The sequence below is a fragment of the Pseudoxanthomonas sp. genome (assembly GCF_027498035.1).
Classification (GTDB): domain Bacteria; phylum Pseudomonadota; class Gammaproteobacteria; order Xanthomonadales; family Xanthomonadaceae; genus Pseudoxanthomonas_A.
In genome coordinates, this window is record NZ_CP114978.1 from 1,445,221 (window position 1) to 1,469,820 (window position 24,600).

At 67.5% G+C, this 24,600-nt stretch carries 23 protein-coding genes; 3 read left to right on the forward strand and 20 right to left on the reverse strand.

Annotation, left to right across the window (positions count from 1 at the left end; all coding sequences use genetic code 11):
- Positions 1-130: 130 nt before the first annotated feature.
- The 5 genes from O8I58_RS06355 to O8I58_RS06375 all read right to left on the reverse strand — a co-directional run bounded on the left by O8I58_RS06355 (position 131) and on the right by O8I58_RS06375 (position 3,464).
- The gene (locus O8I58_RS06355; RefSeq protein WP_298321559.1) at positions 131-622 is read right to left on the reverse strand and encodes a TPM domain-containing protein; all 492 of its coding nucleotides are present in this window, start codon (positions 620-622) and stop codon (positions 131-133) included.
- A complete protein-coding gene (locus O8I58_RS06360) occupies positions 622-1,518 on the reverse strand; it encodes a TPM domain-containing protein (protein ID WP_298321560.1) in 897 nt (298 codons plus the stop codon). Before O8I58_RS06360 ends, O8I58_RS06355 begins: the two co-directional genes overlap by 1 nt.
- A 22-nt stretch (positions 1,519-1,540) precedes the next feature.
- The gene (locus O8I58_RS06365) at positions 1,541-2,194 is read right to left on the reverse strand and encodes a LemA family protein (protein WP_298321561.1); all 654 of its coding nucleotides are present in this window, start codon (positions 2,192-2,194) and stop codon (positions 1,541-1,543) included.
- A 100-nt stretch (positions 2,195-2,294) separates the two neighbouring features.
- Positions 2,295-3,044, reverse strand: a complete 750-nt coding sequence (locus tag O8I58_RS06370; protein WP_298321562.1) for a TerC family protein — start codon at positions 3,042-3,044, stop codon at positions 2,295-2,297.
- A gap of 15 nt (positions 3,045-3,059) precedes the next feature.
- A complete protein-coding gene (locus O8I58_RS06375; RefSeq protein ID WP_298321563.1) occupies positions 3,060-3,464 on the reverse strand; it encodes a diacylglycerol kinase in 405 nt (134 codons plus the stop codon).
- 210 nt (positions 3,465-3,674) lie between these two features.
- On the opposite strand from O8I58_RS06375, the gene O8I58_RS06380 reads away from it, so the two are divergent.
- Positions 3,675-4,400, forward strand: a complete 726-nt coding sequence (locus tag O8I58_RS06380) for an SGNH/GDSL hydrolase family protein (protein ID WP_298321564.1) — start codon at positions 3,675-3,677, stop codon at positions 4,398-4,400.
- A 277-nt stretch (positions 4,401-4,677) separates the two neighbouring features.
- Here O8I58_RS06380 and O8I58_RS06385 read toward each other — a convergent pair whose 3' ends face one another.
- From O8I58_RS06385 to O8I58_RS06395, 3 genes are all read right to left on the reverse strand, one after another.
- Complete coding sequence (locus tag O8I58_RS06385; RefSeq protein WP_298321565.1) at positions 4,678-5,622, reverse strand: isoaspartyl peptidase/L-asparaginase family protein; 945 nt, start codon at positions 5,620-5,622, stop codon at positions 4,678-4,680.
- 77 nt (positions 5,623-5,699) lie between these two features.
- Complete coding sequence (locus O8I58_RS06390) at positions 5,700-6,965, reverse strand: sensor histidine kinase (protein WP_298321566.1); 1,266 nt, start codon at positions 6,963-6,965, stop codon at positions 5,700-5,702.
- A 56-nt stretch (positions 6,966-7,021) separates the two neighbouring features.
- Positions 7,022-7,723 (reverse strand): response regulator transcription factor, encoded by a 702-nt coding sequence (locus O8I58_RS06395; RefSeq protein WP_298321567.1) that lies wholly within the window; start codon positions 7,721-7,723, stop codon positions 7,022-7,024.
- Positions 7,724-7,868: 145 nt separating this feature from the next.
- Here O8I58_RS06395 and O8I58_RS06400 point away from each other — a divergent pair, with 145 nt between their 5' ends.
- Entirely contained in the window at positions 7,869-8,228 is a 360-nt protein-coding gene (locus tag O8I58_RS06400) for a DMT family protein (RefSeq protein ID WP_093139676.1), read from the forward strand.
- Positions 8,229-8,247: 19 nt separating this feature from the next.
- On the opposite strand, the gene O8I58_RS06405 is transcribed toward O8I58_RS06400, so the two are convergent.
- The 5 genes from O8I58_RS06405 to nudE form a co-directional block, all read right to left on the reverse strand.
- Positions 8,248-8,550, reverse strand: a complete 303-nt coding sequence (locus O8I58_RS06405) for an Mpo1-like protein (RefSeq protein WP_298321568.1) — start codon at positions 8,548-8,550, stop codon at positions 8,248-8,250.
- A 76-nt stretch (positions 8,551-8,626) separates the two neighbouring features.
- Complete coding sequence (locus tag O8I58_RS06410; RefSeq protein ID WP_298321569.1) at positions 8,627-8,950, reverse strand: YnfA family protein; 324 nt, start codon at positions 8,948-8,950, stop codon at positions 8,627-8,629.
- Positions 8,947-9,729: a nucleoside triphosphate pyrophosphohydrolase gene (gene mazG / locus O8I58_RS06415; protein ID WP_298322800.1), complete on the reverse strand. Its 783-nt coding sequence runs from the start codon at positions 9,727-9,729 to the stop codon at positions 8,947-8,949. Before mazG ends, O8I58_RS06410 begins: the two co-directional genes overlap by 4 nt.
- 116 nt (positions 9,730-9,845) lie before the next feature.
- Positions 9,846-10,652 carry a 3'(2'),5'-bisphosphate nucleotidase CysQ gene (gene cysQ, locus O8I58_RS06420; protein WP_298321570.1) on the reverse strand — a complete coding sequence of 269 codons (807 nt, stop codon included), beginning with the start codon at positions 10,650-10,652 and terminating at the stop codon, positions 9,846-9,848.
- Positions 10,649-11,197 (reverse strand): ADP compounds hydrolase NudE, encoded by a 549-nt coding sequence (gene nudE, locus O8I58_RS06425; RefSeq protein ID WP_298321571.1) that lies wholly within the window; start codon positions 11,195-11,197, stop codon positions 10,649-10,651. Before nudE ends, cysQ begins: the two co-directional genes overlap by 4 nt.
- Before the next feature lie 184 nt (positions 11,198-11,381).
- Here nudE and O8I58_RS06430 point away from each other — a divergent pair, with 184 nt between their 5' ends.
- Positions 11,382-12,116, forward strand: coding sequence for a 16S rRNA (uracil(1498)-N(3))-methyltransferase (locus tag O8I58_RS06430; RefSeq protein WP_298321572.1), 735 nt, complete (start codon positions 11,382-11,384; stop codon positions 12,114-12,116).
- Between the two features lie 88 nt (positions 12,117-12,204).
- Here the strand turns inward: O8I58_RS06430 and O8I58_RS06435 are convergent, their stop codons facing one another.
- From O8I58_RS06435 to pilG, 7 genes are all read right to left on the reverse strand, one after another.
- Complete coding sequence (locus tag O8I58_RS06435) at positions 12,205-12,603, reverse strand: EF-hand domain-containing protein (protein ID WP_298321573.1); 399 nt, start codon at positions 12,601-12,603, stop codon at positions 12,205-12,207.
- A gap of 108 nt (positions 12,604-12,711) precedes the next feature.
- A complete protein-coding gene (locus tag O8I58_RS06440; protein ID WP_298321574.1) occupies positions 12,712-13,182 on the reverse strand; it encodes a chemotaxis protein CheW in 471 nt (156 codons plus the stop codon).
- Positions 13,183-13,186: 4 nt separating this feature from the next.
- Positions 13,187-14,617 (reverse strand): chemotaxis protein CheB, encoded by a 1,431-nt coding sequence (locus O8I58_RS06445; RefSeq protein ID WP_298321575.1) that lies wholly within the window; start codon positions 14,615-14,617, stop codon positions 13,187-13,189.
- Positions 14,604-21,281, reverse strand: a complete 6,678-nt coding sequence (locus tag O8I58_RS06450; protein ID WP_298321576.1) for an Hpt domain-containing protein — start codon at positions 21,279-21,281, stop codon at positions 14,604-14,606. The genes O8I58_RS06445 and O8I58_RS06450 overlap by 14 nt, the downstream gene beginning before the upstream one ends.
- A 62-nt stretch (positions 21,282-21,343) precedes the next feature.
- Positions 21,344-23,377, reverse strand: coding sequence for a methyl-accepting chemotaxis protein (locus tag O8I58_RS06455; protein WP_298321577.1), 2,034 nt, complete (start codon positions 23,375-23,377; stop codon positions 21,344-21,346).
- A 77-nt stretch (positions 23,378-23,454) separates the two neighbouring features.
- Positions 23,455-23,985 (reverse strand): chemotaxis protein CheW, encoded by a 531-nt coding sequence (locus tag O8I58_RS06460; RefSeq protein WP_298322803.1) that lies wholly within the window; start codon positions 23,983-23,985, stop codon positions 23,455-23,457.
- 89 nt (positions 23,986-24,074) lie between these two features.
- A complete protein-coding gene (gene pilG, locus O8I58_RS06465; RefSeq protein ID WP_298321578.1) occupies positions 24,075-24,476 on the reverse strand; it encodes a twitching motility response regulator PilG in 402 nt (133 codons plus the stop codon).
- Positions 24,477-24,600: the final 124 nt, after the last annotated feature.

Sequence of the window (24,600 nt, forward strand, 5' to 3'; positions counted from 1 at the left end):
CCGCACCCGGGCCGGCACCGCATGATCGGTGGCGCAACAGTCCGCCCTGTAGAGCGGAGCTTGCTCCGCTGGGGCCTTCCTCATGCATCGAACCAGGAGCAGCGGAGCAAGCTCCGCTCTACAGGAATACTCAGCCCAGGATCTGCGGCAGGTCCGGCAGTTCGTTCTGACCAGCCTCACCTGGAACGGCGGGAAATGCGCGCGCCAGCAGCGCCGACGCTGCCCGGACCCCGGCGATCACCGCCGCCTCGGGCTGGCCCTCGCGCATGCCCGCCTCAACCTGCATGCACACCGCCTGCCACGCCTCCGCGGTGACGTGCGGCTCCAGGCCGCGGTCGGCGACGATCTCGATCTGGTGGTCGGCCAGCAGCAGGTAGATCAGCACGCCGTTGTTGGCTTCGGTATCCCAGGTCCGCAGCCGGGCGAAGGCCGCCCGCGCGGCGGTACGCGCGTCGATGCCGGTGCGGATCGCGCCCAGGTCGAGCCCGGATTCGACCGCGAACATGACTTCCCCGCGATGCAGCCGCTCGCCTTCGGCAATGACCGCGGCAATGCGCTGCAGGCACGCCTGCGGGAACAGCCGGTGCGCGGACGGTGCGAACAGGTGACGGAGCCAGCGCATCACCAGCTCCCCGAGGCGCCACCGCCTCCCGAAGACCCGCCACCACCACCCCAGCCGCCAGCTCCGCCGCCGAAGCCACCACCGCCCCCACCAAACCCGCCGCCGCCCCAGCCGCCGCCGAAACCGCCAAATCCGCCGGGTCCGGCAAAGCGCCCACCGGCGCCGCCGAACAGGCCCATCAACAAGCCGACGATACCGGCCAGGCCGCCAACCAGCAGCAGCGAGGACAGCAGCCAAGCCACGCCGCCGCCGACCAGGCCGCCTGCCACCGCACGGACCGGCTTGGGCAGCCAGCGCAACACGGTGCGGACGAAACTGGCCGCGACCAGCCCGAACACCAAGCCGAAGATCCAGCCATCGCCGCCCTGGCGGCGCTCGGTCTGGTGCGTGCTCTGCGGCGCAGGCAGCGCCTCGCCGTCAACCAGCTTGACCAGCACTGCCGTGGCATCGACCAGGCCGCCGCCGTAATCGTTCTGGCGGAAGTGCGGCGCCATGTATTCCTGGATGACCCGATTGGCGACCGCATCGGGGATCGCACCTTCCAGCCCGTAACCCGGCTGGATGCGGACCCGGCGGTCGTCCTTGGCCACCACGATCAGCACCGCGTCGTCCACGCCCTTGCGACCCAGCTTCCACTGGTCGAACACGCGCTGGGTGTACTGCTCGATGGCCTCGGGCTGGGTGCTGGGCACCATCAGGATCTGCAGCTGGGCGCCTTTGCGCTGCTGCAGATCCAGCGCCTGCTGGCGCAGCTGGCTGGCTAGGCCAGCATCGAGCGTGCCGGTGGTGTCGATCACCGGCGAATCCAGCGCCGGGATCGCCGCGTCCTGCTGTGCCAGTGCCGGCAGCGCCAGCAGGCACAGCAGCAGCGCTCCAAGGCGCAGCAGGGCTTTCATCTCGGCGCGACCAGCTTGCCGCTTACTGGGCCGGCGTAGAGGAAGGCGGGGTCTGCGGCTGGGCCGGCGTGGACTGGGGTGCGGCGGCCGGCGGCTGGCTGAAGTCCACGGTCGGCGCCTGCGAGATCTGCGCTTCGTTGGCGACCGAGAAATTGGGCTTCTCCTTGGCACCGGTGACCTTGGCGGTCAACGCCTGCGGGAACTGGCGGATGTAGGTGTTGTAGTCCTGCACCGACTGGATGTAGCGGCCGCGGGCCACGGTGATGCGGTTCTCGGTGCCTTCCAGCTGCGCCTGCAGGTCGCGGAAGTTCTGGTCGGACTTCAGCGTCGGGTAGTTCTCGCTGACCGCCAGCAGGCGGCCAATCGAGCTGCCCAGCGCCTTCTGCGCCTCGGAAAACTGCTCCAGCGACGCCGCATCATCGGCATTGACCTGGATCTGGCCGACCCTGGAGCGCGCCTCGGTGACCTCGGTCAGCACCTGGCGCTCCTGCTGGGCGAAGCCCTGCACGGTGCGCACCAGGTTGGGAATCAGGTCGGCGCGGCGCTGGTACTGGTTGAGCACTTCGGACCAGCCGGCCTTCACCGCCTGGTCCTTCTGCTGGATGGTGTTGTAGCCACAACCGGCCAGCAGCGCGAAGACCGCGAGCAACAACGAGGAACGGATGAGGTTGCGCATGGCGTGCCATCTCCTGGGCTGGTAAGGGGCGCGGCCGCCGCAGGGCGGCCACATCGCGCGCACTATGAACAGGCGCGCATGAAGAAGCCGTTGTGTCGTTTCAGAACTCGCCGGCACCCTGGACGTGGTGTCGCGCCGCCCGGCGACGCATCAGCAGGTTCAGGATTTCCACCAACGCCGAGAAGCCCATTGCGAAGTACACGTAGGCCTTGGGCACGTGGATCTCCACGCCATCGAGCACCAGCACCACGCCGACCAGCACGATGAAGGCCAGCGCCAGCATCTTGACCGTCGGGTTGGCATCGATGAAGCGGCCCAGCGGGTTGGCCGCCAGCAGCATCACCGCCACGGCCAGCATGATCGCCGCGACCATGATCGGGATGTCCTTGGCGAAACCCACCGCGGTGATCACCGAATCCAGCGAGAACACGATGTCGATGATCGCGATCTGCAGGATCACCAGGCCGAACACCGAGGACACCTTGGTGGTGGTGGGGTCTTCGTCCTCACCGCCACTGACCAGTTCCCTGATCTCCATGATGCCCTTCACCACCAGGAACACGCCGCCCACGATCAGGATCAGGTCGCGGATGGAGATGCCCATGCCGGCCACGGTGAACAGGTCGTTGCTCATGCGCGACAGGTAGGCCAGCGACACCAGTAGCGCGATGCGGGTGATGCAGGCGACCGCGATGCCCAGCTTGCGCGCGCCGGGACGCTGCGCCTCGGGCAGGCGGCTGACGGCGATGGAAATGAACACCAGGTTGTCGATGCCCAGCACGATCTCCAGTGTGCTGAGCGTCAACAACGTCAGCCAGGCATTGGGATCGGCGAGGAATTCAAGATTCATGCGGGGGGATGTGTCCTAGAGCGAAGGGGAAAACAGAAAGAGGTACAGCCGCGGGCCCAGGATCAAGCCCCAGCACGCCAGCACGTTGAGCAGCATCATCAGCACCGCGGCCGAGCCCATGTCCTTGGCCCGTCCGGCCAGCTCATGGAATTCGGCGCCGTAGCGCTCGATCACCGCTTCCACCGCCGAATTGAGCAGTTCCATGCCCAGCACCAGCAGCAACGAGCCGACCAGCAATGCGCGCTGCACGCCATCGGCGCCCAGCCACAGGCCGACCGGCGCCAGGATCACGCAGAGCACCGCTTCCAGGCGGAACGAGGATTCATGCATCCAGGCCGCGCACAAGCCCTGCCAGGACCACTTGGCGGCTTTCAGCAGGCGCGCCGGGCCGCGCGGCGCATGTCCGTAGGTATCGGCCACGGTCAGCCCCTGGCCCGGTACGAAGTCGCCGGCGGGCAGATCCGGTCAGTGCGGAAATCAGGGGACATGGGGTGATTCGGTGGGATGAAGGCGTGTGATTTTGCCACACCCGGTACAAGGGCCGATTTGCCCGCTGCAGCGTGGGCTGATTCACTGGCAGTCTCAATCGAAGCCGGGAGGCATGTAATGGCGTTGGAATTTCGTTGTGGTTTGGCATCACTGCTCGTGGCCGCGCTCGCGGGCTGCGCACAGGCACCGGTGGCATCAGTGCCACCGGCCGCGCAGGTCACCCAGCCCGTAACCGTTGCGCCGGAAGTCGCCAGCGGCGCGGTGTCCAATGCCGCGTGGGCCAGGGACATGGATGATTTCGCCACCCAGGATGCGGCCAACCCGCCTCCACGCGATGCCGTGCTCTTCATCGGCAGCTCGTCGATCCGCAAATGGACTTCGCTGGCCCAGGACTTTGCGGGAACCCCCGTCATCAACCGCGGGTTCGGCGGTTCGGAAGTCCGCGACAGCACCTATTACGCCGACCGGATCGTGGTGCCGTACAAGCCACGAGAGGTGGTCTTCTACGCAGGCGACAACGACCTCAACAGCGGACGCAGCGTGCAACAGGTGGTGGATGACACCTTCGCCTTCATCGCCCGCGTGCGTCATGACCTGCCCGGCGTGCCGTTCGTGTACATCTCGATCAAGCCCAGCCCGTCGCGCGTGGAGCTGCTGCCCAAGATCCGCCAAGTCAACGCACAGATTGCCCAGCGCGCGGCGCAGCTGCAGGACGTGCATTACGTGGACGTGCTCACACCGATGCTGACTCCCGATGGCCAGCTGCGGCCGGAGCTGTTCCAAGCCGACATGCTGCACATGAAGCCCGAAGGCTACGCACTGTGGACGCGACTGCTGAAGCCCTACGTGGTCTCGAAGCCGCACTGACCAAATGTATGTAGCGCGTAGCTTGCTGCGCTGCCCTTCGGACGGATCATCGGGACGGCCCCAGCGGAGCAAGCTCCGCTCTACAGGAAGCCAAGCGTCCAGCTGACACACACTCCGCTCCCTGTAGAGCGTAGCTTGCTGCGCTTGCCCTTCGGACGGACCATCGAGACAACAGCGCGTAGCCCGGGTAAGGCCAGCAGGCCGCACCCGGGGAGTTTTCCCGGCGGGGCCTGCCCCGGGTGCGCTGCGCTTACCCGGGCTACGGATGCACTCGCGGTCAGTCGCGGAAGATCGCCGTCCCGCGACTGCCGTCGGCGGCGATCCATCCGCGGTACATGCCCGAGGTGTTGAACGGCAGTGCGATGTTGCCCTGTGCGTCGACGGCGATCGCACCGCCGTCGCCGCCCAGCGCCGGCACCGCCGCCATCACGACCGTGTTGGCGGCCTCCTGCAGCGAAGCGCCGCCGTAGGCCATGCGCGCGGCGATGTCGTGCGCCACGGCGCAGCGGATGAAGAACTCGCCCCAGCCGGTCCCCGACACCGCGACCCGGTCATCGGCCCAGTTGCCCGCACCGATCAGCGGCGAATCGCCCACGCGGCCGTAACGCTTGTTGGTCATGCCACCAGTGGACGTGGCAGCAGCCAGGTGCCCGTGCGTATCCAGCGCGACCGCACCGACCGTGCCGAAGTAGGCCCCTTTGAGCGACTCGGCCTGCTCGCGTTCGCGCAGCTGTTCCTGCAGCAGCTGCGCATGGCGGGTATCGGTATCGAACCAGTCGTTGTCCACGCGCATGATGTCATCGCGCGTGTCGGCGAAGCGCTCGGCGCCCTCGCCGATCAGCAGCACATGCGGCGAATGCTCCATCACCGCACGCGCCAGCTGCACCGGATTGCGTACGGTGCGCACACCGGCCACGGCACCGGCGCGCCGGGTGTGGCCCTCCATCAGCGAGGCATCCAGTTCGTGCGTGCCTTCGGCGGTGTAGACCGCGCCCTTGCCGGCGTTGAAGCGTGGCGATTCCTCCAGCACCACCACCGCAGCCTGCACTGCATCCAGCGCGCTGCCACCGGCCGCCAGCACCTGCCCACCGGCATCCAGTGCGGCCTGCAGATCGGCATGAATAGCTGCGGCATCACCAGCCGACAGCTGGTCACGCTCGATCACGCCGGCGCCGCCGTGGATGGCAAGGACAAAGGCAGAAGCAGGCTTGGACACGAGCATCGACCGCAGGCGCGTTGAAGAGGCGCGCAGCATAGCGATTCAATCCGGCAGGCGTTGCCGCGCGACAGCGCCTCGGGTCAGGGAGCGAACCGCACCGTCGCGGTGGTGCCCTGCCCCAGCACGCTGTCCAGCTCGACCTTCCAGCCGAAGCGCTGGCACAGGCGATGGACGATGGACAGGCCCAGGCCGGTGCTGTGCTGGCGTGATTCATCGGCGCGATAGAACGGCTCGAATGCGCGATGCATCGCGTCGGCGCTCATGCCGATGCCGCTGTCGTGCACCACCAGCTGGTCACTATCCACCGTGATGTCGATGCGGCCTTCGTCGGTATAGCTGCAGGCGTTGCGCAGCAGGTTGCTGACCACGACGTGCATCACCCGCGGCGGCGCGTGCAGGCGTGGCTTGGCGTTGCACACCACGTTGAGGTCCACCGGTTTGCCGATCAGCAGGTCGCGCGCGCTTTCAGCTTCGTCCAGGACGATCTCGGCCAGGTCGAAATCCTCGCTCTGCGGCTCGATGTCGGCCTCGCGCGCCAGGATCAGGAATGCATCGATCACCGCCTCCATCTCGCGACTGGAGCGTTGGATGCGTTGCAGCGAGCGCACCGCGCGCGGCGGCAGGTCGCTGGCCAGGGCCATGTCGCTGGCCACCCGGATCACGGTCAGCGGCGTGCGCAGTTCGTGGCTGGCATCGCGGGTGAAGTCGCGCTCGCGCGCGACCTGCATGGCCACGCGCTGGGACAGGCCGTGCAGCGCCTCGGCCAGTTGCCGGGCTTCGCCCTGGACCTCCTTGGGCAAGCGGTCTGGCGCCAGCCCTGACGTGTCCGGCTCGCGTGGGTCCCACTGCGCCACCTGGCGCGCCAGCCACGAGACCGGCGACACCAGGCGATGGAAGACCCGATAGGTGATGTACGAAGCGCCATACAGCGCCGCCAGGCACAGCAGCAACGGCAGCGCACCGGACCAGAAGAACAACCGCTCGGCCTGCCGCCCCTGCCAGACCAGCGACAGCCGGCCCGGTGCGCGGTCTTCGACCAGCACCAGTTCGTGGCCCACGGTGTGCGTGCCTGGCGCCAGGCCACGCAATTCTTCGGGCAGGCTCAGTTCGGACTGCCCGCGCAGCACCAGGTAACCGCGCAGGTTATGGGTATTGGGGGGAGGCTGCGCCGCCGAGGTGGCGTACAGGTCCCAGTAGTGGACTGCTTCTTCCTCGAGCATCGCCTGCACCAGGCCGTGCTTGATCACGGTCGAGACAACGAGCACCGTCGCGATCACCGCAAGGCTGGCCAAGGCCACCCTCAGGATGACGGCGATGCGGATGCTCCTTGGAAGTCCTTGCGGCACGTCTGCGTCAGGAAGTTGGCAAGCCCGTGTCGCGTGCGCCTCGCGGCGCGCGCGGCTCAGGCGATATCGGCAACGCGATAGCCGGCGCTTTGCACGGTGTGCAGCAGGGGCTTTTCGAATGGCTTGTCGATCACCTTGCGCAGGTTATACAGGTGGCTGCGCAGGGTGTCTGAATCCGGCAGGCCATTGCCCCAGATTTCGCGCTCGATCTCCTGGCGGGTGACCACCCGCGGCGACTCGCGCATCAGGATGGTCAACAGGCGCAGGCCGATCGGCGAAAGCATCAGCTCGGTGCCGCCGCGGGTGACGCGCATGCTCACCGGGTCCAGCACCAGGTCGGCGACCTTCAGCACTTCCGAACCCACCTGGCGGCGTTCGCGACGGATCAGCGCGCGCAGGCGCGCTTCAAGCTCCTGGATGGCGAAGGGCTTGGTGAGGTAGTCATCGGCACCGGTGCCCAGGCCGCTGAGCTTGTCGTCCAGCGTGTCGCGGGCGGTCAGCATCAGCACCGGCGTGGACTTGCGCGCTTCGCTGCGCAGGCGGCGACAGACTTCCAGCCCATCCATGCGTGGCAGCATCAGGTCCAGCACCAGCACGTCGTAGCTGTTCTCGGTGGCGAGACGATAACCATCCAGGCCATCGGACGCGTAATCGACCTCGAAACCCTTGCCCTCCAGGTATTCGCCGATCATTTCGGAGATGTTGCGGTTGTCCTCGACAACCAGCACCAGCCCCGCGGTTTCCTGTGCATGCCGCATGTTTGCGATCTCCGAAAACGCTAAAACTTCAGGTTTGTGAAGCTATCCATCGAACGGTGCACGATGCGTGAAGGCGCCCGTGTTCATGAAGAAGCGGGAGGCTCACAGCCCTAGACTCGCGCCTTTCCTTCCGCGAGTGCGCGCCATGCTTGACCGTGTCCTGCCCATCCTGATGCTGGTGGGTTCCAACATCTTCATGACCTTTGCCTGGTACGGACATCTCAAGCACAAGACCGCCCCGCTGCTGATCACCATCCTGGCCAGCTGGGGCATCGCGTTCTTCGAGTACAGCCTGCAGGTACCCGCCAACCGCATGGGCAGCGCGGTGTATTCGGTGGTCCAGCTCAAGACCATCCAGGAAGTGATCACGCTGGTGATCTTCGCCGGGTTCTCGGCGTGGTTCCTGGGGCAGCCACTGAAATGGAACCATTACGCGGCATTCGCGTTGATCGTGGGCGCCTCGTTCCTGATGTTCTACGAGCCAGGCGCCAAGCCCGCGGGCTGATGCCACGCCGGGACCTACCCTAGATCCGCACCCGCCCCAGCAGGATGTCGCGGAACATCACCCAGTCGCCCATCAGCGAATACAGCGGATGCTTGAACGTCGCCGGCCGGTTCTTCTCGAAGAAAAAGTGCCCCACCCACGCCAATCCGTAGCCACAGACCAACGCGGCCACCGCAAAACCCCAGCGCCCGGTCCACAGTGCCGCGACCAGCAGGCACAACACGCCGCAGCTGCCCAGGAAATGCAGGCGCCGCGAGGTGCGGTTGCTGTGTTCGCGCAGATAGAACGGATAGAACTCGTGGAAGCTGGCGAAACGGCGCATGGCGGCAACCAAGGGCGGCGGTGGCGAAGTCTCCCGCCACGGCGCGCGCGTGGTCACGCTGCGCTGCAGTGAGGCCTCAGCTGGCGCGCGGGGCGAACATGATCACCGCCATCCCGCACAGGCACAGTCCCGCGCCCAGCAGATCCCAGCGTGTGGGCCGCACGCCGTCCACGGCCCACAGCCAGCCCAGCGCCACGGCGATATAGACGCCGCCATACGCGGCATAGACGCGCCCGGAAGCCGCCGGATGCAGGGTCAGCAACCACGCGAACAACGCCAGGCTGGCCGCAGCCGGCAGCAGCAGCCATGGACTGCCATCGCGGCGCAGCCACAGCCACGGCAGGTAGCAGCCGGTGATCTCGGCCAGTGCGGTGGCCAGGAACAGCAGCAGCGTAGTCATGCGTTGCCGTCGCGTTCGGCCTGCTTGGCGCGTGCCCACAGCGCTTCCTGCGCCTCCAGGCCCAGCGCGCGCATCGTGCTGCCGTCAGCATCGGCCATCGCTTCCATCGCACGGAAGCGGCGTTCGAACTTCGCATTGGCATGGCGCAGCGCGCCGCCTGCATCGACCTGCGCCTGGCGCGCCAGGTTGATGCACACGAACAGCAGGTCCCCGATCTCGTCCTGCAGGCGCGCAGCGCGCAGCGGATCTTCGTCCGAACGGGCCAGCTCGACTTCGACCTCGGCGATCTCCTCGTGCAGCTTGGCGATCACCGGCGCCGGGCCGGGCCAGTCGAAACCGGTCCTGGCCGCGCGCGACTGCAGTTTCGCGGCACGTTGCCACTCGGGCATGCCACGCGAAATGCCGGCGAGCGCGGAAGTGTCGGTGTGGCCCTTGTCGGCGCGCTCCTGGCGCTTGATCGCATCCCAGTTCTCCAGGACTTCCCTGGCGTTTCCGGCCTGCGCCTGGGCGAAGATGTGGGGATGCCGGCGCACCATCTTGTCGTTGATCGCACGGGCCACATCGTCGAAACCGAATGCGCCCTGTTCCGAGGCCATCTGCGCATGGAACACCACCTGCAGCAGCAGGTCGCCGAGTTCGTCCTTCAAGTCATCCAGGTCGCCGCGATCGATCGCGTCGGCAACCTCGTAGGCCTCTTCGATGGTGTACGGGGCGATGGTCGAAAAGTCCTGCTCCAGGTCCCAGGGGCAGCCGCCATCGGGATTGCGCAACTGGGCCATGATGGACAGCAGGCGGCCTATCTCCGTATCGGGCGTGGTCACTGCATCACCTCGTTGCGATGTGGAAAGGTTCCGAAGGCAACCTGACCGCGCAGGAGCGCGGGCATCGCCCGCTCCTACGCATGCGCCAGGAGCCAGTCGCGCCACGGCAGCGCCGGATCGCCCAGCGCCATGAAGTCGCCATTGAGCAGGCTGTCACGCCGGTTGTAGCGGAATGCGCGGCCATCCGGGGCCAGCAGCACCCCGCCGGCAGCCTCCAGGATGCACTGGCCGGCGGCGGTATCCCACTCGCTGGTTGGACCGAAGCGTGGATACACGTCCAGCGATCCTTCGGCGATGTGGCAGAACTTCAGCGACGAGCCCAGCGGCACCGCTTCGGCACCGGGCAACTGCTCCAGCACCGCGGTCGTGCGCGGGTCGCGGTGCGAGCGGCTGGCCGCCACCTTGAGCGGCATCGACGCAGGCTTGCGGGTGCGCAGCTCGCGATCATTCTCGCCATCGCGGCGCAAGGCACCGCGACCGGCCTCGGCGTGCCAGATGGTGCCGGTCACCGGCGCCATGATCACGCCGAACACCGGCTGGTGGCCTTCGATCAACGCGATGTTCACGGTGAACTCGCCATTGCGCTTGACGAACTCGCGGGTGCCATCCAGCGGATCGACCAACCAGTAGGCGTGCCAGTCCTGGCGGGTAGCCCAGGGGATGCTGGCGCCCTCTTCGCTCAGCAGCGGCAGCTCGGGCGTGAGCCGATGCAGGCCATCGGCGATGATGCGGTGCGCAGCCAGGTCGGCGCGCGTCAGCGGACTATTGTCGGCCTTGTGTTCAACCGCGAAATCCTCGGCATAGACCTGCATGATGGCCGCCGAGGCATCGCGTGCAATGGCAATGACGGCCTCGTGCAGGTCCGCGGTGATGCGGCTCATGCCTGACCAGCCAACCACTCGCGGGCGATGAACAGCGCCGCCAGCGAACGTCCCTCCGAGAAGTCCTCGCGCAACATCAACTGGTCCAGTGCATCAAGCTTCCACGGCACGACTTCAAGCTCCTCGGGTTCGTCGCCTGGCAGGCGCTCGGGATAGAGATCGCGCGCCACCACCAGCCATGACTGGTGGCTCATGTAGGTGGGCGCGAGGGTCATGGCACGCAGCACATCCAGCTGCCGGGCGCCGAAGCCGGCCTCCTCCTTGAGTTCGCGGTTGGCCGATTCGATCGGCGTTTCCCCTGCATCCATGCGGCCCTTGACCAGGCCCAGCTCGTAGCGGTGCATGCCGGCGGCGTACTCGCGCACCAGCAGCACCGTTTCGTTGTCGATCATCGGCACCACCACCACCGCGCCGTGGCCACGGCCGACCTGGCGTTCGAACTGGCGGCGTTCGCCGTTGGAGAACTCCAGGTCCAGCCGTTCCATGCGCAACGGTCCGATCTGCTGCTCGGTGACGCCGTGGATGATGGGCAGCTTGCGACTCATGCGCGAGGCCTGCTGCCGTGGGTGGCAGTGGTCGATATCATGGGCGCATGCAGGAAGATCATCAGCCGCGAATGCTAGCAGAGCATGGCCACGATTCGGCACCGCTTTGCAGCAGACCTCGATGCCTCGACGCTGCACCGCCACACGCTGCCTGCGCCCATTCCCGTCCTGAAAGGAACCCCCCATGCGCCTGACCCGCGTCCATGTCGATGCGCCGCTCGCTGTCGGCGCACAGGTTGCACTGCCCGAGGACGCCGCCACGCACCTGTCCCGCGTGCTGCGCCTGCGCGAGGGCGACGCTTGCGTGCTGTTCAACGGCGACGGTCATGACTACGACGCGCAGCTGGCCAGCATCGGCAAGCGCGAAGTGCTGGCACGGATTTCCGGCGCACGCGTGGTCGACAACGAGTCGCCATTGCACATCACCCTGCTGCAGGGCATCGCCCGCGGCGAGAAGATGGACCTGATCCTGCAGAAAGCCACCGAGCTGGGCGTGGCCGCCGTGCTGCCGGTGGATTCGGAACGCTCGGAAGTAAAGCTGTCCGGCGAGCGCCTGCACAAGCGGCTATCGCACTGGCGCGGCGTGGTGGTGGCGGCCTGCGAGCAGTCCGGCCGTGCGCGCATTCCGGATGTCGCCGAACCTCAGGCATTGCTGGCCGCCGCATCGGCATTGCCGGCTGACGCACTGGGCCTGTTGCTGGACCCGCAGGGCCTGCACGCACTGAAGTCACTGTCCCCGCCCGCGTCGGCCCGGGTGGTGATCGCCATCGGTCCGGAAGGTGGCTGGTCGCCGCGCGACCGCCAGGCCTTGGAAACCCATGGCTTCCAGGGCCTGCGCCTGGGACCGCGCGTGCTGCGTACCGAAACCGCGGGCCTGGCCGCTATCGCCGCAGTGCAGGCGCAACTCGGCGACCTGTAAACAGCCGGACCCGGCCACTCCTACGAGAGGTCATGCGCGTTCCAGCACATCCTCGTTCAACGCAACCAGAACCGAACGCGGATAGCAGCTACCGCCACTGCGACAACTCTTCGGCGGTGATCTTGCCGTCGTGGTTCTTGTCGACCAGGCGGAATTCGCTGGACAGCGCATGGTTTTCCGGCACCTCGTCGCGGGTGATGACGCCATCGCCGTTCTTGTCCAACTGCTCCACGGTGACCTTGTAATCCGACGCGTTGGCCAGCGTGTTTTCCTGGCCCCAGTTGACCGTGACCGGTCCCTGCGGGGTCTGCACCGTCACGGTCTTGAAGCCCTGCGGAGGCAGCTCGGAGGTCAGCGTATTGGAGGCCGATGCCGGTGGCGGCGCCACGGTCTCGGCGGACTGCGTTGGCATGCTCGACTGCGCGTGGGTAACACCTGCCAGCATCAACAGGCCCGGCAACACACCGGAACGGAGCAGCGTCTTCATGCAGCAGGTCTCACCCAGGGGAATCTGCCGATGACCCTCGCATCGCGGCCGCGAATGAGGCGTGAACCCATCCGGCAAGCACGGATCACGCCCCGGCAGACGCAAGACTCAGGCCGGCTGGGCGATGGCCTCGGCGACCAGGCGCTCGATCATTTCCAGATCCGGCAGCAGCGCGGCTTCGTCACCCAGCAGCACGCGCATCTGCACGCCTTCGGGCAGCGATTCCTCGCTGGCATCAGCCAGCAGGCCATCGCGCGGCACCGTAATCAAGCGCGGGAACGAACGCGTCATCAGGCCGATGTACGGCATCGTCCCGCTGCCAGAGAGCGTCTTGAGCACCACGATCTTGCTGTTCGCGGTGACCGGCTCGTGGCCGAAGCCACCCAGGTCGACCATCGAGAACAAGGGCACCTGCCATCCCTGCCACTCGATCTTCCCGGGCATCCAGTGCGGTGTATCGGCGACCGGCTGCACCGGCACGCGCGACAGCAGCTCCGCCACGGTCGCGTTGGGAAGCAGGACGCGCTCGTCGCCAACCTGGACCAGGAAGCCGCGTATTTCGTCGTTTGAACGTGCCATGGCCCTAGCCTCCAATATGTTCGATCAGGCGCAAGGCCAGGTCTTCCGGCGAGGCGGTGGTGCCGCCCTTCCGTTCCAGTTCCTTGGCCGCGGCCCAGTCATAGCAGCCGTGCAGGGATTGCCCACTCACCAACGCACCGCGCGCGGCCAGCATCAACGCAGGCTCGGCCAGCGCGGCATCGGCGCCGCTCAGGAGCAGCACGGCAGTCCTGCCGGGCGGGAGCGCCGCCAGCAGGGCCAGCACATCGGTGCTGCCTTCTGCAAAAACCACCATGCCGCCATTGCCTGCCTCGGCAGCGACATCGTCAGGCACCACATAGACGTAGCCCGCGCGCGCCGCCATGCCAACACGCGCCAGCACCACTGGCAGCGGCGACACGCGCTGGATCTGCTTGGTCAGGTTGTCATAGCGACCACCGTCCAGGCGCAGGTGCACCAGCACCGGCAACTCCAACGATACCGGCAGTCCGGCCAGCACGCGGCGGACCGCATCGGGCCCGCCGATCCCGGCGAACAGCAGGGCCGCGCCAGGCACCTTGCTGCCTGTGGCATCGGGATCGGCCACCTCGGCTTCGGGAAGCTCCAGCGATTCCAGTTCCAGCGTCAGGCCGCCGAAACCCGGCGGCAGTGGCGGCGGGGCCATCGGCTCGCCACGCACCGGCGTCACCACCTCGAAATCCTCCACCAGCGACAGGTGCTGGAACGAGGAAGTCGCCGATGCATCCGACGCCGCGGGGACCGCGGCCAATGGAGGAATCGTCTCAGCGACGGCGGCAGATGCGTCATCGGCCGAATCCCCGACCGGCACGATGTCGTCCACCAGCGCAAGACGTGCAGGCGCCGGCGGCGGCGTCCAGCTTTCGGCATCGATCGAGAACGCACCCTCGGGCTGCGGTTCCATGTCTTCCCCGGCCACCGACGGCGCGGCGCCGAAGACATGCTGGTCCGGCAACGAGGCCGACTGGACCACGGCCTCGTCCAGATGCAGGTCAAGCGCGGCATCGTCCACGAGCGCCGGTGCCTGCGGGCGACCGGGTTCCGGTGACTGCGGCAGTTCAATCTCCGCGCCCGGCGGCAGTACGTTGCGATGTCCATGCAGCTTGGCGGCCAGGTGGCGCGCCCAGCGTTGTGCATCCCAGCCTTCGCGCGAAGACGCCAGGTCGGCTTCGTCGTAGATCACGACCAGGCCGGGATCGCCGAGGACTGGATCCAACCGCGCCAGCGCCTCCTCGATGGCCGGCTCCAGCGCCACCAGCACCGCGTGCGGCGCACTGGCGGCGAGTGCATGGACATCCAGCACATTGGGATCGTCCTCCAACGCGATCTGCGCACCGGCGCCGACCAGGGCGCCACGCAGCTGCTCGCGCGCGATGCCCGGCCGTGCCAGCAGCGCAACGCGCGGTGCACCGGGGTCACCGGAATCAATCGCGGACACGGGCAATCCCCAGCAGGTCGTAAACATTGCGCATCAGGTCAAGCTCCTGGTAGGGCTTGCCCATGTAGCGCTGCACCCCGATCTCCAGCGCGCGCTGGCGGTGCTTGTCGCCGGTACGCGAGGTAATCATCACAATCGGCACGTCGGCAAAACGTGGATCGGCCTTCATCGCGGTGGCCAGCTCGTAGCCATCCATGCGCGGCATTTCGATATCCAGCAGCATCAGGTCGGGGACGCGTTCTTCCAGGCGCTCCAGTGCTTCGACGCCGTCACGCGCGGTGCTCACCTCGAAGTTGTGGCGTTCCAGCACGCGGCCAGTGACCTTGCGCATGGTCAGCGAATCGTCCACCACCATCACCAGCGGCACGTGGCGCGGTTCGACCACTGCGGCGGCGGTGTTGGCCAGCGCCGGCTGGGCGATGTAGCGACGCACCAGCGGGGCGGCATCCAGGATGACGACCACGCTGCCATCGCCGGTGATCGTGGCGCCGTAGATGCCAGGGATTGAACCGATCTGCGGACCGACCGGCTTGACCACGATCTCGCGGTTGCCCAGCACCTGGTCCACGGCCACGGCGGCACGCAGTTCGCCGGCGCGGATCAGCAGCAGCGGGACCACCGACTGGCCTTCGGCCTTGGTCACGTCCTGGCCGACCAGCGTGCCCAGGTCGTGCAGCGCGTAGTCCTCGTCGGCATACACGTACACGGCGCCGGCCGCTTCGAAGCGCTCGCGACTGATCCGGCCGATGCCAGACACCGCAGCGACTGGCACGGCGAACTGGGTCTCGCCGCTGCGCACGAACACGGCCTGGGTCACCGCCAGGGTCTGCGGCAGGCGCAGGGTGAACGTCGTGCCCTGGCCCCGCGCAGAGGTGATTTCCAGCGACCCGCCAAGCTGGCGCACTTCGTTGTGGACCACGTCCATGCCGACGCCGCGGCCAGCCACCTGGCTGACCTCTTCGTAGGTGGAGAAACCCGGCTCCAGGATCAGGCGCTCCAGGTCGACCTGGCCCAGCTCGGCGCCGGGCTGCAGCATGCCGCGCTGCTCGGCGCGGCGGCGGATCGCGGCATGGTCGATGCCGGCGCCGTCGTCGGCCACCTGCAGCACCATTTCCGAACCTTCGCGACGCAACACCACGCGGACCACGCCCTCTTCCGGCTTGCCCGCCTCGCGACGGGCCCGCGGGCTTTCCAGGCCGTGGGCGACGGCGTTGCGCAGCAGGTGTTCCAGCGGCGCGGTCATGCGCTCCAGCACGTTGCGGTCCAGCTCGCCGTGCGCACCTTCCAGTTGCAGCTGTGCCTGCTTGCCGGTGTCGCTGGCGGCCTGGCGCAGCACCCGGCGCAGGCGCGGCACGCTGCCTTCGAACGGCACCATGCGCGCGCGCATCAGGCCATCCTGCAGTTCGGAACTGACCCGCGACTGCTGGCCCAGCAGGCCATCGTTCTGGCGGGCCAGCTCGTCCAGCACCGTCTGCAGGCCACTGATGTCGGCGGCCGATTCGCCCAGCGCGCGGCTGAGCTGCTGCAGGGTGGAAAAGCGGTCCAGCTCGAGCGGGTCGAACGCGGTGTCGCGGGTGTCCTGCTCGCGCTGGTAGCGGGCGACGATCTGGGCCTCGGTTTCCAGATCCAGGCGGCGCAGCTGGTCGTGCAGACGCGTGTTGGTGCGGTCCAGCTCGGCCATCGCCGAGCGGAAGGCGCCCATCTGTTGTTCCAGGCGGGCGCGGTAGATCGCCACTTCGCCGGCCTGGTTGACCAACTGGTCGAGCAGGTCGGCACGGACGCGGACCTGCTCCTGGCTGGTGCCGAGCGAGGAGTGTTCCTCATCGCCCGCCACCTGCATGTCGATCGGGGCCGACAGCGGTGCCAGCTGCGCAATCGGCTGTGGCACCACGACCGCCGCGACCGTGGCCGGTGCCACGAACACTGGGGCCGACGGCTGCGTGGGTTCGACGTCCAATGTGGGCGTGTCGCTTGCAGCGGACCCGGTCGAAACCGGGACCTCGAACGACACCGGCGCCGCTTCCACCGGCGTCACCTCGTCACTGAATGCCATCGCCTCAGGCGCATCGGCTTCGGTGGTGTCGTGCGCTGGCGCCGTGAGTGCGGCATCCAGCGCCGCCAGCAGTTCCTCGTCCAGGAATTCACCGGACGAGGGCTCCGAAACCTCGGAAAGCGAATCCGACTCCGCGACGAACGCGAACTCCGATTCGTCCGTCTCCGCCGAATGCCCGGACACCGGCAGCACGCTGAGCTCGTCGCCCTCCGCCAGCGGATCGGCAGCCACCAGTTCCGCCGATTCGGTATCGCCATCACCTGGCGCGACTGTCTCCAGCGGCGCGCCATCGGTTTCGAAGGCCGCTTCGGACGGCGGAACCAGCGCGATGCCGCCCAGCTGGCCCGCGTGATCGGCCGATGCATCGGAAGCCTGGCCGCCTGTCGTTGCGATGGTCTCGCCACGGGCGCGGGCGTCGAATTCGGCCACCAGCTCCGGTTGCGGCGTTGCCAGGTAGTAGGCAGCGGTGCGCGCCAACATGCCGTGCAGCACGTCGAAGCCGCGCTCCAGCAGGCCGATCACGCCGCGATCCACCTCGGCACGGTGTTCTGCCACCTGCTCCAGCAGCGATTCGATGGCATGGCCCAGGTCACCGATGGCATCAACGCCGGCCATGCGCGCGCCGCCCTTGATGGTATGCAGGTCGCGCTGCAGGCCGATCACCAGGTTGCGGTCATCCGGCGCCTCGCGCAGGCGCGCCAGCAGCCCGTCGGAGTGGTCGAGCAGATCGTTGCCTTCCTCCACGAAGATGTCGACCAGGTCGCGATCGACCTGGCTGAAGTCCAGCATGTGCTCGGCCATGGCCGGGGCTTCCGTCGGTACGTGGTCGGGAGGCAGGTCCACGCCACCATCCTGTGCGGATGGCTGGACCGGCTCCGCCTCGGGGGCGACGGGTTCGGGGAAGGTCACTTCGGACGCCGCGTCGGCAACCGTTGGGACGTCATCGGCCTGCGGCGCGGGCACCGCGGCATCGACCGGCGCGGCAGCGTCTTCGACGTCGGCATCGCCGTCATCGGACCCAACCGGCGCGTCGTCGGATACCACCATCGCCACGTCTGCGTCTGCGTCTGCGTCATCGAACGGCACCAGCGTTTCAACCGGTTGCGCATCGGCTTCCGATGCCTGGGCTTCGATCGCATTCGTATCGGCGTCGACATCGGCAGCGGCGGCCAGTGGCACCGCGTCGGCGTCGATGGATTCCACCTCGATGCCAGCGTCGTGCGTGGCATGGACTTCCTGCGCATCTGTTCCAGGCAGACCATCGCCCGTTGCGTCCGACGCCTGCTCGGAGCTGTCCGCCAGCAGGTCCGAGGCCACTGGTTCACCCAGCGTGATCGACGCATCCGTGCCAGGTGCGGCCGATTCGGACCACTTGGGCGTTGCCCGGTATTCGAGCTGGAGGTCGAACCAGGACGTGCTTCCGTCTTCCGGCAGGGCCGGTACGCCAGCTGCGTCCAACCCAACATCCGCAGTCGCTTCGACAGGCGCCTCGGGTGCCGGCTGGCCGTCGATGAAACGCGACAGGTCCATGGCACCGGTGAGCTCGACGCCGGGCACGAGATCCGGCGCAAAGTCACCCGTCGGCAGCTGGCCGGTGTAGGTGTTCTGGTTGCGATCGTCGACCACGGTGGAGACCAGCCGCGCGATGTGCGGCAGGTCGTCACACAACGCCCCCAGCTGCGCGCGCAACTCGGAGAACAACGGGATGCGCGGCTGCTCCGCCTGCAGGGCGGCGATGACGTTGCGGATCGCCGCGGAAGCCGCGGCCAGGGTCGCGATACCCGTCGCATCGGTCTGCGCGCCATTGGCCATCAGGCGCTTGACGTACTGCTCGGCGCGGCCGGTGACCTCGGTGATCTCCGGTACGTCCGCCATGGCAAACGCGCCATTCATGGTGTGGAACGCGCGCAGCAGCGGATCGGTCGCCATGGCGGTACCGGCAGCCAGCGCCGGTTCCAGCCAGGCATCGACGGTCTGCAGGTGGTTGCCGACCTCGGTTTCGAGGATCTCGCGCAGCACGCTGTCCACCGAAGCTGGCGTACCGGCAAGATCGGGCACGAAGGCCGGCGCGACCGAACCCGCGTCGGATTCGACCGGTTCGTCGGCGACCTGGGCCGACGGGCCAGGCGGACTGTAGTGGGCTTCCTCACCGGCAGCCAGGCGCTCGGCCAGGGCTTCGACACCTTCCAGGTCGGCCTGTACCCCTGCGCGGCCGCGCAGGGCCGCGTTGAGCAAGGGCAACGTTCCGGTCGCCTGTTCCAGCAGCGTCACCACGGCAGGCGTGGCCGGACGCGTGCCGTCCAGGACGCGGTTGAGCATGTTCTCGATCTTCCACGCGAACTCGCCCAACTGGCGCGCGCCGACCAGGCGGCCACTGCCCTTGAGCGTGTGGAAGACGCGACGGATCGGCCGCAGCCGGTCCAGGTTTTCCAGATTCGACGTCCACGCGGGCAGCATCTCGCGCAGGTTGTCGATCTCCTCGTCGAATTCCTCCAGGAACACGTCGCGGATCTCATCGTCGATGTCGTTGCCGCTGAGGTCGAAACCCGCGGCCAGCGTCTGGCCGCCGGCATTGCCAGGCGCCACGCGATCAGCTGCGTCCTCGACAACCGGGACCTGCGCCGCCTCGACCGTGACAGGCATGGCGACGTCTTCCGACAGCTCGGACGTCCACGCAGGCTGCGCGAACGCGGCCTCGATCAACGCCGCATCGTCGCCCTGGACGTCACCGAACTCGCTGGCAACCGGATCGAATGCACCTGCGGCTTCCGGCGCCGCGACGAACGCAGGCAACACGGGGCCACGTTCAATGGCCAGGCCCGCGTCGGCCACGGGACCATCGACGGCGTGCGTGGAATCGGACTCGAACGCCAGGGGCGCGGCCGCCGTCGGCACCGCGAACGCATCCTGGTCCGGCAACACGCCCTCTTCCGTCGCCGAAGGCAGCGGCCAATAGCGCAGCGCCTCCAGGCTGGAGCGGGTGATGCCAAGGATTTCGCCGCGATTGGGGCGGTGCTCGCGCAGCGCTTCCAGGTAGTACTCCAGGCTGGCCATGGCATCGGCCAGCGTGTCCAGTTGTGCGCCACCCGGGACGCGGCGGCGACCGATCAGCTCGGTGACGATGTAGCGGCGCACGCCTTCCACGTAGTCGGCGGGTTCGGCCAGTTCAAGCATCTGCAGCGCGCCGCCGACTTCGCCCAGCAGGCGCGGCATGCCGTGCAGCTGCGCGTGGTCCCAGCCTGTTTCGATGAAGGCAACGAACTGCTGGCGCGCTTCGGCGAAATTGCGGATGGCCTCGCCAGCCAGCGCCTCGAGCGTGAGCTGCGCATCGGTCGCCTGCATGTCGGGCGAGTGCGCATCGCCCAGGTGGGTCACCTGGTCGTCGAGCGAGGCATCCACATATAGCAGTGCCCCTGCGATATCCAGCAGCGTGCCCTCATCCGGCGCACGGCGGCCATCGACCAGTTCGGACAGCGAGTCGCGCTGCTGCAGCACCACGTTGCGCGCCAGGCCCAGGCCCATCATGCCCAGGGTGTCGCCGATGCTGCCCAGCTGGGCCACCTGCGGCGCCAGGCCAGCGATGGCCTCGTTGGTACGCAACTGCAGATCCAGTGCATCCTTGACCTGCATCAACTCTTCCTTGACCGCGCCACCCACCGTATCGAGCAACGCGCGATTGCGGCCGCTGATGCTGCTGCGGGCATGTTCGACTTCGGCCGGGCTGGGAGATGCGTCCTGCAGGTCGAATGCGTTGCGCAGGTCATCCAGCGCCGGATGCGCCTCGGTCGTCTGCGCCACCTGGTAAAGCAACTGGCGGGTCGGCTCCTGGCCGAGCACGGCTCCAGGCACCACGCCCTGCTTGATCTGACGGACCGCGCGCAGCACGCCGACAAAGCCCTGGTGCAGCGCGGGCGTCGGCGCCAGCGCGCCATCGCGCAGCGCTTCGGCCACGTTCACGGCGACCCACAGCATGCGCCGGGCGGCGGTGTGTTCGGCCAGGCGCTGCAACGGCATCAAGGCCGAGGCCAGTGCAGTGGCATCGAGCGGCGCGCCATCTTCCGGCCATGCGGCCAGCACCCGGTCCAGATGCTCGTGCGCCTGGGCCACGCGGGTATCGCGGGTGCCACCGGGCATCGGCTCGATCGCCGGCACTTCCTGCGGCAGCGGACGGTCCAGGTCGGGCGCGAACAGCACGCTCTCGCTCAGGCCGGCTTCGCCACGCGCGGCGCGGATGTCGTTGAGCAGCGGCAGCAGCACGATCGGGATATCGCGATGGCCGCTCTGCAGCCGCTCCAGGTAATCGGGCAGCAGCACGGTGCCGCGCATCAGCGTGGCGCAGGCTTCGTTGGCATCGCCCACCTGTCCGTCCTGCAGCGCCTGGGCGAGCTTTTCCAGCTCCTCGGCGACCATGGCCGGTGCGTACAGCTCGACCATGTGCAGCGTGCCCTGCACCTGGTGCAGGTAGCCCACGCACACCTGCATGCGCGCGGCATCGGCCGGGTTGTCGGCAAAGGTTTCGATTTCGTCGCGGACCAGGCGCAGGGTCTGGTCCAGCTCCGGCTTGACCCAGCCGAGCACGGCGTGGCTCATCGCCTCGCGCAGGGCACTCATGCGCGGCCCCGCAAGCGGGTGTCAGCCGTGTTGTCGCTGATGCACTTCATCCGTGTCGTTCCTCAGCCCGGCAGCTTGAAGTCGGCCACCGAACGGCGCAGGTCCGAAGCCAGCTGCGTCAGGTGTCCAATCGATTCGGCCGTCTGCCCCGCACCCTGCGAGGTCTGCGAGGTGATGCGCTGGATCACGCCCATCGTCTGGGTGATGTCCAACGCCGCGGTCGACTGCTGCTGGGCGGCGGTCGAGATGTTCTTGATGAGTTCGTTCAAGTCGCTGGACACGCGCTCGATCTCGCCCAAGGCGGTACCGGCATCCTCGGCCAGGCGTGCGCCGGACACCACTTCGGAGGTGGTCTGCTCCATCGAGCTGACTGCCTCGTTGGTGTCGGCCTGGATGGCCTGGACCAGCGATTCGATGCGCCGGGTCGCACCGGACGTGCGTTCTGCCAGGCGCTGCACTTCGTCGGCCACCACGGCAAAACCGCGACCAGCCTCGCCGGCCGAGGCCGCCTGCACCGCAGCGTTAAGCGCCAGGATGTTGGTCTGCTCGGAAATGTCGTTGATCAGTTCCACCACCGAGCCGATTTCCTGCGAGGACTCGCCCAGGCGCTTGATGCGCTTGGAGGTTTCCTGGATCTGGTCGCGGATCTGGTCCATGCCGCGGATGGTTTCACGCACCACGCCGGCACCTTCGGTCGCGATCAGCACCGAGCGCTGCGCCACTTCGGCCGAATCGGTGGAGTTGCGCGAGACTTCCTCGATGCTGACCGCGATCTCGTTGATGCGGTCCGAGGCGGTAGTGATCTGTTCGGCCTGGTGGTTGGCCGCTTCGGCCAGCTGCAGCGCGGTGGCCTGGGTTTCCTGGGTCGAAGCCGCCACCTGCACCGAGGTGTCGTTGATCGTGGTCACCAGGTTGCGCAGTTCGTCCACGGCATAGTTGATGGCGTCTGCGATGGCGCCTGTCATGTCCTCGGTGACCGAGGCCTTGACCGTCAGGTCGCCTTCACCCAACGAACTGATTTCGTCCAGCAACCGCATGATCGCCTGCTGGTTGCGGCTGTTGTATTCCACCTGGGTCTGGTAGCGGCTTTCCTGCTCGCGGCGGCTGCCGGCGTACAGGCTGTACAGCAGGGCGACCAGCGAGATGACCAGCAGCACGCCGCCGACGATGGTGTACCAGAGGTTCGGGAACAGGCGCGTATCGCGCACCGAACCAAACGCGGAGAAGGCGTTGAACAGCGCCTTGCTGTCGTCGAGCATCTTGCCCGAGCCATCGGTGATGGCAGCGGAGGCCGACTGCGCGGCAAACAGGTTGCGCGAGCTGCTCAGGATGGCATCCAGGTCACGCTTCATCCCGGTCCACAGGGTCTGCGATTGCTCCAGCGTCTGCAGCGCCGCGGGCGCCCGCAGCGGGGTGATGCCCAGCTCTTCGTTGCCGCTGCGCAGGCCTTCGAGGACCTGGCCGAACACCAGTGCATCGCGGGCCAGCGCATCGCCGGCCATGGCCGCGGTGCTGCCGCCGGCGCGCATTTCAGTCACGTTGCGGGCCATGCGCCCGGCGACCACCACTTCCTGCAGGGCGCTGTAGACCTGCGAGGCCGGCGCGCCGCTGGCGGACATGGCGCGCACGACTTCGTTGAGCTGCGCCTGCAGCTGCGGCACCTGTGCGCCGAAGCGATTGGCGTTGCCGGACAGGGCCAGCACGGCCGGCTCCGCGGTCACGATCTGGTTGGCACTGGCATCCAGCGGTTTCCAGGTGGTCAGCAGCTTGTCCAGCGCGCCCTTCACGCCCGGCTCCTGGCCGAAGCGCGACTGCAGCGTGGTGATGTTCTGGTTGATGCGCTCGCGCGTGGCCTTGAAGGCGGTGTAGGCCTTGGCGTTACCGCCGACCGCTTCGTTGCCCTGGTTGGCCAGCTGCTGCGACAGCACCTGCAGGTCGGCCGCGCCAGTGCCTGCGCTCGACAGGCGGCTGCCTTGGTAAGTCGACATGGCCGTGTTGGCCGCCACGACCAGGAACGACACGATCAACAGGATCGCCCAGAACGTGGTTCCCATGCCGCCGATCCTGGCCTTGGGAGTTTCCGCCGCAGTACTCATTCCTAATACCCCTGGAAAAATGCATCAATGAACACCGATCGTGGCTTCCCCAGCCTCGCGATCGTCGGCAGTGCGCGTTACTGCGCGGCGTGCCTGAACTCCGGCGTGCGCGCCAGCAACGACAGCGCGAACACCCCCCATTCCTGCCCATCGCTGGCAAAGGCCTGCGACACGAAATGCCCGAACCGGCCGTCGGCCAGCGCGCCCGGTTCGGTCGCCTGGCCGGTGTCGAAACTGCGCTGGCCGTACAACTCGTCGATGGTCAGCGCCACGTCGCCGCCGGCCTGGCGCACCACCAGCACGCGCTGGCCTTCATGCAGCACGGTGCGTTCGCCCTGCAGGAACTGCTTCAGGTCGATCACCGGGAACAGGTTGCCGCGCAGGTTGCCCACGCCCAGCAGCCAGGGCTGCGCGCCCGGCACCGGCGTGACCGGCGGGATCGGCACGATTTCCACGACTTCGTCGAAGCTGGACACCAGCCGGCGCGAGCCGATGCGGTAGGCCACGCCACGCCACTGGTCGGCGTTGGCATTCACTTCCGGCAGGACCACGGCATGGGCCAGGCTGCGGCGCTCGTAGTCGGCCAGGATGTCGAACGGGGTGCGGATCATGCCTGCGCCTCCAGGTGGCCGTGGCAGGCGCCGCGTCGCGCGGCGGATCGGGTGAGGGAAGCGGCATCCATGACGTTTCCCCTTGCTCAGGCAGCCACGTGGGTACGGATGGCGTCGAGCAGTTCCTCACGCGTGAATGGCTTGGTGAGGTACTGCTGGGAGCCGACGATGCGGCCACGCGCCTTGTCGAACAGGCCATCCTTGGAGGACAGCATGATCACCGGCGTGGTCTTGAAGACCTGGTTGTTCTTGATCAGCGCGCAGGTCTGATATCCATCCAGGCGCGGCATCATGATGTCCACGAAGATGATCTGTGGCTGCTGGTCGGCAATCTTGGCCAGCGCCTCGAATCCATCCGTCGCGGTCACGACGTCGCACCCCTCGCGCTTGAGCAGGGTTTCGGCCGTGCGCCGGATGGTCTTCGAATCATCGATCACCATCACCCGCAGGCCGCCGAAACTGCCGGCCTGGCTGTCATTGTCTGTCATCGCAGATCTTTCCCCTTGCGCGCGGCACTTCATGGATGGCGCCGCTGCGAAGCGCTCTATATCCCATCCGGCGGCGCAGCCTGTCAAGACGGCGCATCGGGTTCAGCACGCTGTGTGACGCGTA

Coding starts and splice junctions, on each gene's coding strand:
- O8I58_RS06355 (WP_298321559.1), bottom strand. CDS start 622: ATGCGCTGGCTCCGTCACCTGTTCGCACCGTCCGCGCACCGGCTGTTC.
- O8I58_RS06360 (WP_298321560.1), bottom strand. CDS start 1,518: ATGAAAGCCCTGCTGCGCCTTGGAGCGCTGCTGCTGTGCCTGCTGGCG.
- O8I58_RS06365 (WP_298321561.1), bottom strand. CDS start 2,194: ATGCGCAACCTCATCCGTTCCTCGTTGTTGCTCGCGGTCTTCGCGCTG.
- O8I58_RS06370 (WP_298321562.1), bottom strand. CDS start 3,044: ATGAATCTTGAATTCCTCGCCGATCCCAATGCCTGGCTGACGTTGTTG.
- O8I58_RS06385 (WP_298321565.1), bottom strand. CDS start 5,622: ATGCTCGTGTCCAAGCCTGCTTCTGCCTTTGTCCTTGCCATCCACGGC.
- O8I58_RS06395 (WP_298321567.1), bottom strand. CDS start 7,723: ATGCGGCATGCACAGGAAACCGCGGGGCTGGTGCTGGTTGTCGAGGAC.
- O8I58_RS06400 (WP_093139676.1), top strand. CDS start 7,869: ATGCTTGACCGTGTCCTGCCCATCCTGATGCTGGTGGGTTCCAACATC.
- O8I58_RS06405 (WP_298321568.1), bottom strand. CDS start 8,550: ATGCGCCGTTTCGCCAGCTTCCACGAGTTCTATCCGTTCTATCTGCGC.
- O8I58_RS06410 (WP_298321569.1), bottom strand. CDS start 8,950: ATGACTACGCTGCTGCTGTTCCTGGCCACCGCACTGGCCGAGATCACC.
- mazG (WP_298322800.1), bottom strand. CDS start 9,729: ATGGCCCAGTTGCGCAATCCCGATGGCGGCTGCCCCTGGGACCTGGAG.
- cysQ (WP_298321570.1), bottom strand. CDS start 10,652: ATGAGCCGCATCACCGCGGACCTGCACGAGGCCGTCATTGCCATTGCA.
- nudE (WP_298321571.1), bottom strand. CDS start 11,197: ATGAGTCGCAAGCTGCCCATCATCCACGGCGTCACCGAGCAGCAGATC.
- O8I58_RS06430 (WP_298321572.1), top strand. CDS start 11,382: ATGCGCCTGACCCGCGTCCATGTCGATGCGCCGCTCGCTGTCGGCGCA.
- O8I58_RS06435 (WP_298321573.1), bottom strand. CDS start 12,603: ATGAAGACGCTGCTCCGTTCCGGTGTGTTGCCGGGCCTGTTGATGCTG.
- O8I58_RS06440 (WP_298321574.1), bottom strand. CDS start 13,182: ATGGCACGTTCAAACGACGAAATACGCGGCTTCCTGGTCCAGGTTGGC.
- O8I58_RS06450 (WP_298321576.1), bottom strand. CDS start 21,281: ATGAGTGCCCTGCGCGAGGCGATGAGCCACGCCGTGCTCGGCTGGGTC.
- O8I58_RS06455 (WP_298321577.1), bottom strand. CDS start 23,377: ATGAGTACTGCGGCGGAAACTCCCAAGGCCAGGATCGGCGGCATGGGA.
- pilG (WP_298321578.1), bottom strand. CDS start 24,476: ATGACAGACAATGACAGCCAGGCCGGCAGTTTCGGCGGCCTGCGGGTG.